We start from the raw sequence: 15,863 nt of genomic DNA, 5'->3' as shown, positions 1-15,863 counted from the left end.
CCCCTCGCGCATCCGCGCGCACCTCTTTCAAGCCCCCCTGGTTCGCGAGAGCTTGCGTCAAGTTGATTGGCTCTTTCGCCAGATCAACAACGCTGGGCTTGTCGACTTCACCGAGAATATAGGCCTGTTCATTGCGCAGTTCAGGCACGTGCACGACGTCGCCAGCACGTAGTATCGGGTTGTTTTGAACATAGTTGGCACGCAAGAACCCGTTCAGGTCAACGCCATAGGTGTGGCCATTGCGTTTCACAGTGATACGGCTCAAGTCCGCTTCTTCGGTGCCGCCGCCGGCGGCGTTCACCGCCTGAAACAGCGTAAGCGGAACCGAGTTCAAGGTCTGCCGGTTCGGCGCGTTGACTTCTCCACCGACCAAGACGCTTTGTGAATTGAACTCTGCGACCCGAGCAACAACCTGCGGCTCAGGAATAATCTGGCGCAGCTTCTGGGACAGGTCACTTCGCACTTGCTCAATCGAGCGCCCTCCGGCTTCGATCTCGCCGATATGGGGGTAGAAAAATCGCCCGTCGGCCTGAACACGGAAGCCGTTCTCGCTTGCGCTACGGTCGGGTCCGGCTGGCATAGTCAGTTCCGGGTGATCGTAGACGTCGATACTGAGGATATCGCCAGGGCCGATCAGATACGACCACGAGGTATCGTAGGGCATCCGCGTGCGCGTAACCGGCTTGATCGCTTGTGTGTAGTTCTTGATGTTCTTGGTGCTCAGACGAACAACATCGAGATCTTGCTCTAGGTTGTCCTGCCCCTCGTCATCGACGGGGAAAGCCGTAAAACCATCAGTGCAGGAAGCAAGGAAGAAAGAACAGAGAAAACAGACCAGAAGTTTCTTCAAAGCAATGCTCCGCCGCCAGTTTTAACTTACGAGGTCTTCCTACCCTACTTAGGCACAAAGTCAATCGCTTCATCGACGATGATTTCCTCAGTAAATCACGGTAAACTTGGTGCAGTGGCGCGCGATTTCTCAGTCTATCAATATACGCTGCACCTTTTCGCCGATTGACCCTTTGCGAGTTTGAGAGGCGGTATGTCACACCCATAGGTTGCTTGCGGCTCTGCGGTGGGGTGCAACCGATGCACCAATCCGCCCCCTCTGTCACTCCCTCGTCCTACCACGTGTTTATGGGCAGGCCTACGGAGTTGGCACGCTATCGCCCTCCTCGCCTTCCCCAAGGTAACCACACGGCAAGATGACGATCCTTCAAAAGGTTTCCGATGACAATCGCGGCGAGAATGCTAACCTCGCTGCACTGATCGGCAAGAGAACCCCGGCGTGATCGCGCTTCAAGGTTCCGAAGACCGAACTCAAAAAAGACTGCCACGTTCGACACGGAGATACATCATGACGTTCCCAAAACGCGGTCCCATTGGGGTCTCGCTTACCGCCGCCCTGTTCATCGCTGCGGCGTCTACGGCTTCGGCCTTCACCGCATGCCAAGTCACCGACACTGGCGGTATAGATGATTCGAGCTTCAACCAGACCGCTTGGAAAGGCGCGCTCGATGCCAAGGAATCGTTGGGCATCGAAGCGCGATACCTCGAATCTCAAGCTGAAAGCGACTATGACGCAAACCTGAACTCGCTTCAGGGTGGGGAATGCGATGTCATCGTGACTGTCGGTTTCCTAATGGGAGACGCGACGAAGAAATCCGCCGAAGCCAACCCGGATCAGAAATTCTCAATCGTAGACTTCGCCTATGATCCCACGCTTCCCAATGTCCTTGGACAGGTCTACGCGACCGATGAAGCTGCCTTCCTCGCAGGCTACCTAGCCGCAGGCATGTCCAAGACTGGCGTTCTTGGTACTTTTGGCGGGATCAACATTCCCCCGGTGACGATCTTCATGGATGGCTTCGTCGCAGGCGCGAACTATTACAACGCGCAGAAGGGCACGAACGTCATGGTCCTTGGCTGGGACGCCGAGGCACGGGAAGGGCTTTTCACCAACAATTTCGAATCCCTCGACGACGGTCGCACCTACGCACAGAACCTCTATGACGAAGGTGCGGACATCATTCTGCCCGTCGCAGGGCCTGTCGGTCTTGGTTCTGCCGCGCTTGCAGATGAGTTGGGCACCGACGCGCTCAAGATCATTGGTGTGGACGCAGATCAGTATCTGACCGACCCCGAGAAGGGCCATGTCTACCTGACCTCGATTCTGAAACGCATGGATTCGACTGTGAAAGCCGTGATTGAAACGGTGCATGCCGGTGAATTCGAACCGGGGCTTCTTGTCGGCACCCTCGCCAACGATGGTGTCAGCATGGCGCCCTTCCATGATTTTGAAGACGCCGTTCCGGCAGAGCTGAAGGCCGAGCTTGATGATATCCGTGCTGGGATCATCGACGGTTCGATCAAGGTCGCGAACTAAGCTGAAATGGAAGAGGCCGGTTGCGCAGTGGCGTGATCGGCCTTTCTTCGTCCAGGGAGAGACCAACCTATGGATGTAGAGCTACGCGGGATCACCAAGCGTTTCGGTCCGGTCGTCGCCAATGACGCGATCAACTTGCATATTCGCGCCGGTGAAGTCCTTGGACTTCTCGGAGAGAATGGCGCCGGAAAATCGACGATGATGAATATACTCTCCGGGCTCTATACGCCCGACGAGGGCGAGATTCTCATCGATGGCAAAAGCGTCACCTTTGAAGACCCCGGTGACGGGATCGCAGCCGGTATCGGAATGGTGCATCAGCATTTCATGCTCGTTCCCGTCTTCACCGTCGCCGAGAACGTGGTCCTCGGCGTCGAACCCACGGGACGGTTCGACTATCTCGACCTCAAGACCGCGCGCAAACAAGTGCGCGAGATAAACGATCGCTATGGGCTTGAAGTCGACCCCGATGCCTTGATCGAAAGCCTCCCTGTGGGCATACAACAGCGCGTGGAAATCCTCAAAGTTCTGTTTCGCTCGGCGGACGTTATCATTCTGGATGAACCGACCGCGGTTCTGACACCGCAGGAAGTTGAGGACTTCTTCGAGATCGTTCGCTCGCTTCGGGATGCAGGAAAGGCGATCGTCTTTATCACGCACAAGCTCCATGAGATTCTCGAGATTTCTGACCGGATCAGCGTGCTACGTCACGGCAGGATCACCGGAGAAGGCGATCCGGCGAAACTGACGACAGAAACCTTGGCCGAGATGATGGTTGGCCGTCCGGTGAGCTTTACCGTCGACAAGGCGGCACCAAAAGCGGGCGCTCCAATGCTAACGGTCTCGGACCTTTGCCTTCTCGATGAGCATGACGACTTTGCGCTTGATCATGTCAGCCTTCAGGTGCGCTCGGGCGAAGTGGTGGGTATTGCGGGTGTGCAAGGCAATGGACAGACGGAATTGGTTGAGGCGCTAACGGGCCTAACCCGTCCTGCGACAGGAACAATTCTATTTGACGGACAGGATGTGACACGCAGCTCTGTGCGCGAGCGGCACCGGATGGGTATGGCGCATGTCCCCGAGGACCGTCTCCGCTCTGGCATGATCGCGAGCTTTTCCGTGGCCGAGAACATGGTCCTCAATTCCTATTACGATCCGACCTATGGCCGCGGCCTCGAGATCGACTGGCCCAAGGCCCAAACGACCGCGGCCCGCTATTGCATTGACTTTGACGTGCGCACGCCGAGCGTCTTCCTGCCGGCCGGACATCTCTCTGGAGGCAACCAACAAAAAATGGTCGTCGCACGCGAACTAGAGCGTGAAACAAAGCTCGTGATCGCTTCGCAACCAACGCGCGGGCTGGATGTCGGCTCCATTGAGTATATCCACGAACGCCTGATCGAAGCCCGCGACGAAGGCGATGGTGTGCTTATTGTCTCCTCCGAGCTGGATGAAATCATGGGGCTTTCGGATCGTATTCTCGTAATGTTTGAAGGCCGTATCGTCGCCGAATTCGATGCAACCAATGGGCCAGTTGACCGGAACGCGGTTGGCCTTGCAATGGCGGGGGCCTCGGAATGAGCGAAAACCTGAACGACAAGCTCGACACCGCAACGCAAGCCTTGTTGCAACGCACCACGCGCGGACGGCAGGATTTCGAGACCCTCGTGATCGTGCCAATTTTCGCCGTTATCGCCGCACTTTTCCTCGGCGGGTTGATCATGTTGGCAACAAATGTCGACCTTGCCACCATTGGCGAGAGCTACCTTGCGCTCGCTCGTGGCTCTGTCGGCTCGCTCCCCGCCATTTCGGAAACCCTGACCGCCGCGATCCCGCTTGTGCTTGCGGGGCTTGGGCTTGCGCTCGGCTTTCGCGCCGGTCTCTTCAATATCGGTGCTGAAGGCCAACTCCTGCTTGGTGGCATGGCCGCTGTCATGGCGGGCTTCATGCTTGAGGGTCTGCCTTGGATCATCCACCTGCCTTTGGCGCTACTCGCCGGGGCGCTGGTCGGGGCACTCTATGCCTCGATTGCCGGTTGGCTCAAGGCCTCAACAGGTGCGCATGAGGTGATCTCGACGATCATGCTCAACCTGATCTCCTTCCGTCTCCTCGACTACCTACTACGCCAGCCCTTCATCCAGAAAGAAGGTCGTGCCGATCCGATTTCCAAGTCCGTCCCTGACAGCGCAGAGCTTCCACGCCTTCTCGACTGGCTCGATCCCAATCTAAGGCTGCATGCGGGGGTTTTCCTCATGTTGGCGGCGGTTGCGTTCGTCTATTGGCTCTTGTTCCGCTCAAAGATCGGCTTTGCCTTCCGCGCTTCTGGCGAGAACCCTCATGCGGCGCGCTATGCCGGGATGCGCTCGGGGTTGATTATCATCGCGGCCATGGCCACGGCTGGTGCTCTGGCAGGGCTCGCAGGCGCAAGTCAGGTCTTAGGTGTCCTCGACCGCGCCACGCCGGGCTTTTCCGCAGGGATCGGGTTCGATGCCATCGCTGTCGCCCTCATGGGCCGGTCGCACCCGCTTGGCGTGCTGCTCGCAGGGTTGCTCTTTGGTGCGCTCGAAGCAGGCGGGCGACAAATGCAGGTCGACGCGGGCGTCTCAATCGACCTGATCAGCATCATTCAGGCACTTATCATTGTCTTTATCGCGGCCCCCCTCCTTGTCAAAGCGATCTTCCCTTGGGGATTCAGGCAACGCAAGAACGCCAAAGGAGGCTCGAAATGACCGCCGCGCCGACACAGACACAGAGCGAGACCATGGACACGGGGAAGGCCCGGCAGGCCCGGATCACTGGCGCTGTGCTTATCGCACTTTCTATCCTTGTCCTCTTTGTCTTTGGAATGGACTCCTCAGGCGACGCAACCTTCCGCCTCTCACGACCGACCGATCCTTGGGCACTGCCCAACCTCGTCGTACCTGCGGGGCCATTCAACTACGTCGCGGGCGCGCTTCTCGCGTTTCTTGGAGTCCGTCAGTTCTTGCAAGGGGGCGGGCGCTGGACGGCGCTATCGCTTGGGGTCGGGCTTGCAATCCTCGTTATGGCTTTCCTCGTCTGGGCGACCGCTGGCAAGGCTTTCTCACTGACAGGTATGCTTCAAGCCACGATGGTTCGTGCGGTGCCCATCGCGCTTGGCGGTCTCGCCGGGGTGCTCTGCGAACGCGTCGCAGTGGTCAATATTGCGATTGAAGGCATGCTACTTGCCGGGGCGTTTACCGGTGCCTTGATTGGCTCGCTTCTGGGGGGATGGGGCGGTCTCGTTGCGGCTGTGATCGTCGGCGGGGCTTTTGGCTTTATCCTAGCGGCCCTCGTCGTGACCTACCGCATGGACCAGATCATCGCCGGCGTCGTGATCAATCTCTTTGTCCTTGGGTTAACAAGCTATGTTAGTTCTCAGGTCTTTTCAGAGTATCGCTTTCTCAACAACGCGCCTGTTTTCCGCGCCTATAAGATCCCGCTTCTGGGAGACTTGCCTGTCATCGGACCAATGCTGTTCAAGCAAAACCTCTTTGTTTACGGCGCGCTGATCCTTGTCGCACTCTCAACCTACTACCTCTTCTTCACACGTAGTGGCCTGCGCGCCCGCGCTGTTGGCGAACACCCGCATGCGGCTGACACGCTGGGGATCAATGTCTATCGCACGCGCTATCTCCACGTGACCCTCGGCGGCATGGTCGCAGGCTTTGGCGGGGCGTGGTTCACACTTGGTTCTGTTGGCCGCTTTGACGAGAACATGACTGGTGGGCGCGGCTTCATCGGTCTCGCGGCGATGATCTTTGGGCGCTGGCATCCAGTTGGGGCCCTTGCCGCCGCCCTTGTCTTTGGTTTCGCAGATTCCCTTCAGCAAAAACTCGCGCTCCTGCGCACGCCCATTCCTTCAGACTTCCTCGCTATGTCGCCCTATATCGCGACGATCATCGTGGTTGCGGGCTTTATCGGCAAAGCGCAGCCTCCAGCTGCCAATGGCAAGCCATACGTCAAAGAATAACCCCGCCTCCAAAAAGGGGACGGGGTCTCCCATCCCTCGCAAGGTATTCAGGTGATAAGGACCGGAACTGGCGAAATACTGGTGACCTTGTGGCTCACTGAGCCGAGCATATAGCCCTCAGACGCACCTAGCCCACGAGACCCGACAACGATCAGATCGCAGTTCTGTTCCTTCGCGAAGGCAATAATCGTCCGTGCCGAGGGACCACCCTTGATGTAGGCGTGTACGTTCCCGACCCCCAGCTCTTTGGCGCGGGCCTTGGCATGTTCACCAACTTCGCGGGACGCGGAGCGCATCACATCGTCAAGGTTGCCTCCTTTGTCATCCCCGCCACGCACCATCGACAACGAGGCTTCGAGGATCGAGTGGTGCCGATAAACCGTCAGCACGACAAGTTCCGCGCCACTAAGCTTGCAAAGCTCTGCCGCTTTCTCGAGCGCCGCATCCGCGCCCTTGGAACCGTCATGCGCCAGTAGGATTTTCTTGAACATCTTGGCCTCCTTACTTGCCGAACGCGAGGTCACGCAGGAAGAGCGCAATCTGTGGGAAGAAGATCAAAAGGACCGCCACCGACAGAAGCATGAAGATAAAGGGAGGCGTCCCTTTGACCACTTCCGCATAGGGCCGTTTGAAGACCGCGATGGCCGTGAAGATGTCACAACCAAAGGGCGGCGTCGCACTGCCGATCGCGACCTGCAAAGTGATGATCGTCCCGACCAGAACCGGATCGAGCCCGACGGATTGCACCACCGGTGCAAAGATCGGCACGAAAATCAGGATCACGACGATCGGGTCAACGAACATACAGCCGACGAAGAACGCGATCGAGATCGTAAACAGTACGCCATATTGGCCCATCTCGTCGATGCCGATACTGCCGAGAACCTGCTGCGGGATCTGGGCGAAGCTGATGACGTAGGAGAACGCGGCCCCTGCCCCGACAAGAATAAAGACCACTGCCGTGATCAACCCGGTCGATTTGGCGGTGGCATAAAGCTCGCGCATGCTCATTTCGCGAAACACGGCCATCTCTAGGAACAGGGCATAGAGCACACAGGCCGCCGCCGCTTCGGTGGGTGAGAAGATCCCGCCATAAATGCCGCCGACGATGATCACCGGGAAACCGAGAGGCCAAAGCGCGCGCTGAATGGCGCGGACACGCTCAGCCCAGGTTGATTTCGGCTCGGTTGGGACGTTGTTCCGAACCGCGTAAATGTAAGAGTAGATAGAGAAGAGGACTAGGATCAGAAGCCCCGGCCCGATCCCCGCGATGAACAGCTCGGAGATCGAGGTGCCCGAAACGACGCCATAGATAATCATGCCGATGGATGGTGGGATCAGAAACGCGATATCCGACGAGTTCACGATCAAGGCAAGGACGAAGCTATCCTTGTAGCCCGCCTTGAGCATCCTTGGGCGCAGCGGGCCGCCCACGGCGACAACTGTCGCCTGTGTTGAACCCGAGACAGCCCCAAAAAGCGTACAGGCAGAGGCGGTGGAGACCGCAAGCCCGCCTTTCAAGTGACCCACGAAGGTCATCACGAGGTCGATCAGACGGTTCGCCGATTGTCCCCGGGTCATTATGTCAGCCGCGAAGATGAACATCGGCACGGCGATCAAACTGGCGGGCTGAATGCCGCCCAGAATCTGCTGCACCATCGTATCAAGCTGCCCCACCCCGCCAAAGAGAGAGACAAACCCGATTAGCGACCCCGCGATCAGCGGGATCATCATCGGAAAACCGAGCAAGAGGAGGACTATCATCACACCAAAGATTGAAAGTGCCATGGTCTCAGACCTCCTCTGCGGCGTTGTCGGAGTAGCCCTCAAGAGTACTGGTCGAGAGCCAGATATCCTTGTGGATCACGTTCTTGATTGCGGTAAGCGCATATTGAAGACCCGTCAGGAAGAACCCAAGCGGCGCCCAGACGATGATCCACCAGACAGGCACCTGTAGCGCTGGAAGCACCCGACCACGCGAGGCCTGTGTCGCGACATAGTCGATCGAATACCAAGCAAGCAGGAACATCGCGGCAGCGGTCACAAGCGCAATCACGACCATCAGTATCTTGCGCAATGGCGGCGGCATGGCGTCGAAAAAGGCCGACATGCGAATATGGCGCCCGTGCCGCGCCGCATAGGAAATCCCGGCAAAGGTAATGAGAACGATTAGCGCGCGATTGACTTCTTCGGAGAAGAAAAGGCTCTGCCCTAGGACGAAGCGCCCGACGACATTTGCCATTGTATTGATTGCCATGAGCAAGACGCCGATCGCCAACAGCACCGCCTCGATCCTCGCGATCGCCACATCGATAACGCCGAGAAATCCGGGAAGGCCAGACACATAGTTGGAATCGTCGATATCGTCGCTGGTTACTGTCGGCTGCACCTGCGCCGCCAAATCTGGGTCTATCGAAGGGGCTTTGTCATCGTCACGCTGCATCGGCACGGTCCTGCATGAAAAAAGGAACTGGATAGTATTGGACAACAGCCGGGCCATCGCTCAAGCGACCGCCCGGCTTGATCTTTGATAGAGAGGTCAGATCCCCCTCAATCGGTTACTCGGCGGCGTCCAGATCGGCTTTCAGTTGGTCAAGAATTGCTTTCGCCTGATCACCACCAATCTCGAGAAACTCTTGCTCCACCGTATCCGCCGTTGCCATGAAGGGCGCGCGCTCTTCGTCGCTCAACGTGGTGATCGTCATCGAGGGCTTGGCTTCTTTGATCTTGGCCAGCGACTCTTCAGTCAGCCCCGACTGATATTCAATGATGTAGTCAAACGCGACGTCGATCGCGTCGCTGACGAGCGCCTTGTCCTCATCTGACAGGCCATCATAGAAATCCTTGTTGGCCATCACAGCGGTCGTGAAGTTGTTATGACCGGCGCGCGTGATGTGGTCGGTGACTTCATACATCTTCGTCGACTCGATAAAGAAGGCCGGGTTCTCCTGACCCTGGATGATACCGGTCTGAAGCGCGCCATAAACTTCGCCCCACGGTAGCGGCGTCGGCGTCGCGCCAAAAGCTTTGTAGCTCTGGACGAGCAACGGGTTGGTCATGACGCGGAACTTAACCTCGTCAAGATCGGCAGGCCCGGTGACCGGCTCTTTCGTGGTCATCATGACCTCGCCTTCCGGGAACATCGTCAAGAGCTCGAGCCCCTGCTCCGCATAAAGCGGCGGGAAGAGCTCATTGATGGCCTTGGACGTCTTGAAAAAGCTGGCGAGCTTCGCTTCGTCCTGCGGCAGCAGATACGGCACAAAGAAGACCTGTGCTTCCGGAATCAGGGCCCCGGTAAAGCCCGGAGATTGGTCAACGAACTGCAGGATACCAGACTGTGTTTGCTCCATGATGCTGTCGGATTCACCGAGCGTTCCAAACGGGAAGAGCTGAATTTGATGATCCGAGTTCGCCTCGATTTCTTCCTTGAATTTCTGGGCGAACTTGCCCTGAACTTCATCCATCGCCTCTTCAAAGGCGTAGCGCCAAGTATCTGCCATTGCACTTCCGGTCCCCAAGATCAGGGCCATTGCACTGGTGACGAAAAATTTCTTGTAAGACATTGCTGTTTTCCCTGTGATCGCGCCCACCGCAATGCAGCGTTCTGTGAACGGGGGGCATGGTTTCAGGCCGCAGACATTTACCAATACGGCTTCCACGGAGGGTCTGATGGGGAAAATCTCAAGTCAATCGTTACATTGAACCATGACAATTTATACACACGGCTTCAGCCAGATGGCATCTGCACGCCGCCCTGACGGGGCAATAGCCTGCTCACTATGGTCAACGCCGCCTCTAGGTCACGCCGCGCCACGCCCCCCAAGCATAGCCGGATCGCGGGTCTCGGATTGGAGACAAAAAAACCACTGCCAGCCGCAAGAGCGACACCCTGTGCCAGTACATCTCGCTGAAAGGTGGCTTCATCCATCCCTTCCGGTAACATCACCCAACGGTGAAGCCCATGGCGAGCTCCAAGGCTCTTCGTGCCGAGTATGCTTTCAGCGAGCCGGTTTCGCGCCACGAGTTCCGAGCGCTGTGCAGCAAGCAAGTGATCAATGGTGCCGGTCTCGATCCAATCCTTCGCAATCTCCGCCATCAAAGGCGTTACCATCCAGGCTGCGGACATATGATGGCTCACCGCGCTCTCTACGCGTGCCTCGGGAATCGCCAACATGCCAATACGGAGTCCAGGTGAAAGGCATTTGGTCATACCAGTGAAATAGAACGTGTGATGAGGCGCGAGAGTGGCGATGGGCGGGGGCCGACGTGCCGCCAAGGGACCAAGCGGATCACATTCGAGTATCACAAGCCCCAGCGAGACCGCCGCATCTGCGAAGGCCGCCCGTCGATCCGCATCGACGATCCGGGCGCATGGTCCTGCACCTGACGGAAGCAAGAACACGGCCTTCATCTGTCCACCGGCATCCTTCGCAGCCTCCACAAGCGCATCGGGACACATGCCACGGTCGTCGCAGGCGATGCCGCGCAATTGAAGCTGCAAGGACTTTGCAGTGGGCCGGAGTGTGTGGCTCGTCAGTGTCTCGGTCGCGATGACATCCCCCGGACTCGTAACGGTTGCAAGAGCCACATGCATTGCAGGTGTCATCCCGTTGGTGACAAGAATTCGCCCGGTCCCGACGACGAGGCCACATCGCCCAAGCCATGCCGCCGCCATATTGGCGTAGCGAGACGCTGTTTGCCGCGGCCGAAACCCGTAGATCACTGTTTCATCCAAACGCCCAGCAATGCGATGCAAGGTTTCGCTCCAAGCCTCGTTGATCTGAGCGAGTGCAACTGGTGTCATTAGGGAGAGGTCGTACTTTGGCTGGATACGAGTGCTCTTGTGCCAAGGCGTGGTCATCGTCTCCCGCAACCTCGCCTTCACGAAAGAGCCTCGCCCCACCTCGCCTGTCACAAGATCGGCGCGAATAAGCTCTTCATAGGCTCTGCTAACCGTCTGCACCGACAGTCCGAGTTGCCATGCGAGATCACGATGTGGCGGCAATCGATCACCCGACCGCAAAGCGCCCGCTTCAATTGCATTCGCGATACCTTGTGCAAGACTCCGATAGGCAGGTCTCGTAATATCTTCTGGGGTCAATGGCCAATGCGACATGCTACGACCGTTGCCCAGCGCTTGATGATTGTCCAGACGCGATGGAATGCACCCGTGCACAGGAAGCCGCATGAGCAGACCTGTGTTTCTGCGGGCGATCGCCATTGTCCTCGCCCAGACTCACGATGTTCATGCGGCGTCCTGATAGCTGGGCGCCATGTCGTCACCTAGAAAAACCGCGTGCCAATCTGCGGCGAAGTCGCTTTCTTCTTCGGTGGCCGCACGTTCTGTTGCGAAAGTGCTAAGGTCGCCCAAGCGCAGCACGTCTTCGAGGGCGTTCGCCCATCGCTTTGTGTCACAATAGGCCACGGGTTTGGCACCATCACCAACTTGATCCAGCAACCCATCCACGGGCGCCAAAAGCACCGGAACGCCTGCGGCCTTGGCTTCTCGCACCACGAGGCCAAATGCCTCCCATCGAGACGGCACGGCGACGAAATCGACCTCTCTGTAAGCCTGCGCAGGGTCTTCTGCATGTCCCCGGAATTCAATACGCGGATCGCCAGCGGAAAGCTCTTCAAGGCGGGCTTTTTCGCTTCCCTGACCGAATATCAATAGCCGTGCATCCGGCGATGGGCACAGACGAAAGGCATCAATCAGGATGTCGAACCCCTTCTGACGCTCAAGCCGCCCAATCGCTCCGATGACGCGCGGTTTGCGCGTTGGGCGAACGATCTTTGTCAGCGCGCCGAGCTCGACCTGTGGCTGAATCACGCGAAGCGCATCAGTTGACACCAAGCTGCGCGCCCTTAGCCAGTCTGCTTGTGCATGGCTGACCGAGACCACGGTGTCGAAGAGAGAATAGGCAACGCGCAAGAGAGCGAAGAAACGCGATTTTCGCGCAACGTTCAATGCTGTGAACGCTCGCGTATAGCTATGTTCGACATGCACAAGGCGCGCCGACGCATTCATGGCGCGCAGCGCAACAAGTCCCGGCAAGCCACGCCAGCTCACAGTCAGGTGCGAAACGATCACATCAGCATCGATGCGTCCGATCGTCAGGGAGCCACGATTGATCGCGTGAACTGACTGTTCCACACACCCCGTAAGCTCCGGACGGCCGGTAAGGTAGTCTAGGGTGCGCATAACACCGCCTGCGGTGGTGTCATCGACAAGATGAACAACTTTAATCTTGGTCATGGGAATGGAGCCTCTTTCCTTATCGGGACGCGATGCCTGCGCGCAAACGCACAGCGTAGTTGATAGGCGACGGCCCTATCGCTCTGAGAAGCGCCGCTGCCGCAATTGTGGTGACTGTCTTGATGGGTTCTTCAATGATCGGCACGAGGGAGTGATACATAGCGTGCCGCACCATCGCCCATGCCGCGTCACCATCCAGAGCGCTGACCGCCCTACGCGCAAGATAGCGCAACTGATATGCCCGCGCCGTCGCTTCATGGCGCATAAAGAACTCTGGATTGAGGGGGCGCAGCTTGCTCACGACCCGTTCCCAGGCCGCAAGCTGACGATCCGTATTCGCCGAGAGCCCGTTGCCGTTGATCCGGTACATCGTCAGAGACCCGCCCACACCTTCAATCTGCCAATCGGTGGTCAAGGCAAGGCGGAGCCAGCACTCGATATCTTCCGACTGGCGAAATGTCTCATCGAAGACCCAGTCACGGCTCGGCTCAGATCTCGGGCGGTAAGCAAGATCGCGCAATGCCGCGCGTCGCATAACGGCCGCCGAACCATTGCCGATCGGATTGCGCTTGAAGATATGCGCTCCGGTCACTCCCTTGAGCCGGGGCCGTTGTGCCGCCCCCATCGGAAGCCCCTCCTCGTCGATCAGCCGAGACCCGGAATAGCTCAGGCCAATGTCAGTATTCTGATCGAGATGCTCGACATGCGCCGCGAGTTTCTCTCTGGCCCAGAGATCATCAGCATCACAGAACCCTATGTATTCGCCGCGCGCTGCGGCGATTCCGGTATTTCGCGCACCTGCAAGACCACGGTTTGCTTGCGACACCACGTTGACACGCGGATCGGTTGCGTAGGCAGCTGCAACCGCGCCTGTTTCATCGGTCGACCCGTCGTTGACGACGATGATCTCGAAGTCAGAAAAACTCTGTGCCAGCAGAGAGTCGAGCGTTGCGGGCAGCGTATCGGCTGAGTTGTAGGCCGGAACAACAATTGAGGCGCGAGGCATAGGGAACTCCTGTGAGTAGATCAGCGCGAGAAAAGCGCATGGCGCTGTTTCTGAGTGAGAACAAAGGCGAGAACTGAAGCGAGAGCTGTGGCGAGACCACGACGCGCCGGGAGTAGGAAAGCCACGGGATCCTGTCGCACACCGGCGAGCGTATAGCGCAGGGCATCATGTGGCGTCGCTCCGACACGAAGCGCCCGGCGCGCAAGGTAGCGCATATAGACCGCTTCAGATTCCGACGATGCGTGCACTCCGAAACGAGCCGCCGTCCGCAAAGCGCGTTGGCGCCCAGCGAACATAGCCGGCAAGTCTGCCGAGAGCCCAGTTACTACGGTCCTGTACCAGACCTGTAGGCTCTTGAGGCCTTCGATACGATACCCCGACCCGACGAGCCGGATAAGCAACTCGAGGTCTTCGTTATGCACGGCATCGGGATCCAGTCCTCCTGCTGCGAGGAAGATGTCGCGGCGTAGTGTCAGGTTCGACATCGTGCAGACCGGATTCTCGGCAAGGAGTTGCGGTATCGTCAGAGCGCCACTAGGCACCGTGGATTGGGTACGACTATCGGCAGGCGTCTCGCAAAAGAACCCGATGCGCCCGAAAATGCCGGCGACCTCTGGCGCGCGAAACGCCCTGTCCAACTCTTCAAGCTTCCTATCAGCCCACAAGTCATCTGCATCACAAAATGCAATCAGGTCGCTTCGCGCGATCTTTGCTCCATGGTTTCTGGCTTCGCTTGGTCCGAACGCGGGGCTAACAACCAAACGGATGCGCGGATCGCGCAGCGCCATAGCGGCAACGATTTCGTCGCTCTGGTCCGGTGTGCGGTCGTTGATACAAATCAGTTCCCAATTCTCAAAGGTCTGGGCCTGCAGGCTATGGATGGTCGCGGCGATCGTCTGTGCTGCGGCGTGGAAGGGCAAGATGATGGAGAAACGTGGCATATCAGAACGCGGCCTTTCTCAGACCTTGGCGGGATAGCAAGAACATCGCCGTCGCTGTCAGCATGATGAGGGTGGAAAAAGAGAGGTATCCGACGGCGATCGCCGTTAGGCCATAGGGCGCAAGCAGGATCGAATTCGCGACAAGCACCACGGCAAGCGCAACGCTGACCAGTAGTTCTTGCCCTGGCCGCCCCTCGACCCGAAGCCAGCCTGCGGTGGCCGACCAGATGACGTTCGGCAAGGCAGCCAGGCACAGGATCGAGACCAAGTGAGATGTAGCTTGCCATGTCTCCCCAAGAAGAAGGGGGACATAAAGAGGTGCAAGACCAGCTTGCAGCAAGACAAGCGGTGTCAAAACAGCAAGCGACACCAGAAGCCCATGACGCAAAGCGCCTAGGCGATCGTCTGCGGCACAGAGGTGTGGAAAGAGAACCACCGAGAAGGCCTGCGTGAAAGACGTGGCAAGCCCTAGCCCGGCATTGAAGGCCATGAAGTAGATGCCGAGGGTCTCGGCGCCGAGCATGGTTCCGACCACAAGCTTGTCCGCTTGGAGCCGCATCACCTTCACCACTTCGACACCCAAGACGGCGACACCATATTCCCAAAAGGGCCGCAAGGGCGCGTGCTTGACGTCCGGAACAGGTTGCCACGGTCGCAAGCGGCGCATCAGGACAAGCCAGATCGGAGCGGACAAGACCCTCGGCAACACCATTGCCAATGGCGAAGCCCAGGCAAGCGCGAGAAGGCTCGTGGCAATATTGGCGAAGACCACCTGCCCACCTGCAATCGCTGCGGTCTGCTGCAACTTGCCTTCGCGCATTGCGAGCGCTGCCTGCACGAGGCCAGCTGGCATGAAGAGATATTCGAGCGAAAGAACGAATAGAAGTGCCGCCATCTGCGTCTGGCCCACGATATAAAGCGTCAAAGCAATCGCGCTCTGCGCCAGGAAAAGCGCACCACACCAGAACCAGAAGATCCGGCGCGCCGTCGCGCAACGCGATGCGAGTTCGCTTTCTGTCGCTGAAATAATCCTCTGCCCGACCCCGTTCTCGGTTAGCGCCTTGAGAATATCGCCAGCCGCCAATGCAGCAGCGGCGATGCCGATCGCTTCGGCATCCATCATGCGCGCCACAACGACCACGACAAAAAGGCGCGACGCCTTTGCTGCCGTTTCTGAGACAGCGTAGGCAAAGAACTGGCGCGCAAATGCGGCATTCAGATGGTTCATGATCATGAGGTGTCTTCCAGACAGGTGCTTCGGGTGATGAAGGATTTACCTTGTT

14 protein-coding genes are annotated in these 15,863 nt (G+C 58.1%); 4 read left to right on the top strand and 10 right to left on the bottom strand.

Features of this window, described 5'->3' with window-relative positions:
* Positions 1 to 850: polysaccharide biosynthesis/export family protein (locus MK745_RS11295; RefSeq protein WP_243613396.1), on the bottom strand; the 850-nt coding region annotated here is incomplete at its 3' end.
* 507 nt (positions 851 to 1,357) lie between these two features.
* Here MK745_RS11295 and MK745_RS11290 point away from each other — a divergent pair.
* The 4 genes from MK745_RS11290 to MK745_RS11275 all read left to right on the top strand — a co-directional run bounded on the left by MK745_RS11290 (position 1,358) and on the right by MK745_RS11275 (position 6,377).
* Positions 1,358 to 2,386 carry a BMP family lipoprotein gene (locus MK745_RS11290; RefSeq protein WP_243613395.1) on the top strand — a complete coding sequence of 343 codons (1,029 nt, stop codon included), beginning with the start codon at positions 1,358 to 1,360 and terminating at the stop codon, positions 2,384 to 2,386.
* A 69-nt stretch (positions 2,387 to 2,455) separates the two neighbouring features.
* The gene (locus MK745_RS11285; RefSeq protein ID WP_243613394.1) at positions 2,456 to 3,967 is read left to right on the top strand and encodes an ABC transporter ATP-binding protein; all 1,512 of its coding nucleotides are present in this window, start codon (positions 2,456 to 2,458) and stop codon (positions 3,965 to 3,967) included.
* The gene (locus MK745_RS11280; RefSeq protein ID WP_243613393.1) at positions 3,964 to 5,115 is read left to right on the top strand and encodes an ABC transporter permease; all 1,152 of its coding nucleotides are present in this window, start codon (positions 3,964 to 3,966) and stop codon (positions 5,113 to 5,115) included. Before MK745_RS11285 ends, MK745_RS11280 begins: the two co-directional genes overlap by 4 nt.
* A complete protein-coding gene (locus tag MK745_RS11275) occupies positions 5,112 to 6,377 on the top strand; it encodes an ABC transporter permease (RefSeq protein WP_243613392.1) in 1,266 nt (421 codons plus the stop codon). Before MK745_RS11280 ends, MK745_RS11275 begins: the two co-directional genes overlap by 4 nt.
* A 47-nt stretch (positions 6,378 to 6,424) precedes the next feature.
* Here the strand turns inward: MK745_RS11275 and MK745_RS11270 are convergent, their stop codons facing one another.
* The 9 genes from MK745_RS11270 to MK745_RS11230 all read right to left on the bottom strand — a co-directional run bounded on the left by MK745_RS11270 (position 6,425) and on the right by MK745_RS11230 (position 15,814).
* Positions 6,425 to 6,868: a universal stress protein gene (locus tag MK745_RS11270; protein WP_243613391.1), complete on the bottom strand. Its 444-nt coding sequence runs from the start codon at positions 6,866 to 6,868 to the stop codon at positions 6,425 to 6,427.
* Between the two features lie 10 nt (positions 6,869 to 6,878).
* Positions 6,879 to 8,165 carry a TRAP transporter large permease gene (locus MK745_RS11265; protein WP_243613390.1) on the bottom strand — a complete coding sequence of 429 codons (1,287 nt, stop codon included), beginning with the start codon at positions 8,163 to 8,165 and terminating at the stop codon, positions 6,879 to 6,881.
* A 4-nt stretch (positions 8,166 to 8,169) separates the two neighbouring features.
* Positions 8,170 to 8,820: a TRAP transporter small permease gene (locus tag MK745_RS11260; RefSeq protein WP_243613389.1), complete on the bottom strand. Its 651-nt coding sequence runs from the start codon at positions 8,818 to 8,820 to the stop codon at positions 8,170 to 8,172.
* Between the two features lie 115 nt (positions 8,821 to 8,935).
* Entirely contained in the window at positions 8,936 to 9,940 is a 1,005-nt protein-coding gene (dctP, locus tag MK745_RS11255) for a TRAP transporter substrate-binding protein DctP (RefSeq protein WP_243613388.1), read from the bottom strand.
* Between the two features lie 164 nt (positions 9,941 to 10,104).
* On the bottom strand, positions 10,105 to 11,493 hold the full coding sequence (locus MK745_RS11250; protein ID WP_243613402.1) for a PLP-dependent aminotransferase family protein: 1,389 nt from the start codon (positions 11,491 to 11,493) through the stop codon (positions 10,105 to 10,107).
* A 129-nt stretch (positions 11,494 to 11,622) separates the two neighbouring features.
* A complete protein-coding gene (locus MK745_RS11245) occupies positions 11,623 to 12,633 on the bottom strand; it encodes a glycosyltransferase family 4 protein (protein ID WP_243613387.1) in 1,011 nt (336 codons plus the stop codon).
* Between the two features lie 19 nt (positions 12,634 to 12,652).
* Positions 12,653 to 13,639, bottom strand: a complete 987-nt coding sequence (locus tag MK745_RS11240; protein ID WP_243613386.1) for a glycosyltransferase family 2 protein — start codon at positions 13,637 to 13,639, stop codon at positions 12,653 to 12,655.
* A gap of 20 nt (positions 13,640 to 13,659) precedes the next feature.
* Positions 13,660 to 14,580, bottom strand: coding sequence for a glycosyltransferase family 2 protein (locus MK745_RS11235; RefSeq protein WP_243613385.1), 921 nt, complete (start codon positions 14,578 to 14,580; stop codon positions 13,660 to 13,662).
* 1 nt (position 14,581) lies between these two features.
* Positions 14,582 to 15,814: an oligosaccharide flippase family protein gene (locus MK745_RS11230; protein ID WP_243613384.1), complete on the bottom strand. Its 1,233-nt coding sequence runs from the start codon at positions 15,812 to 15,814 to the stop codon at positions 14,582 to 14,584.
* Between the last annotated feature and the right edge of the window lie 49 nt (positions 15,815 to 15,863).

The sequence above is a fragment of the Shimia aestuarii genome (assembly GCF_022814865.1).
GTDB lineage: Bacteria > Pseudomonadota > Alphaproteobacteria > Rhodobacterales > Rhodobacteraceae > Shimia > Shimia aestuarii_A.
The sequence above is the reverse complement of the archived record's forward strand: the minus strand, read 5'-3'. Positions and strand labels throughout refer to the sequence as shown.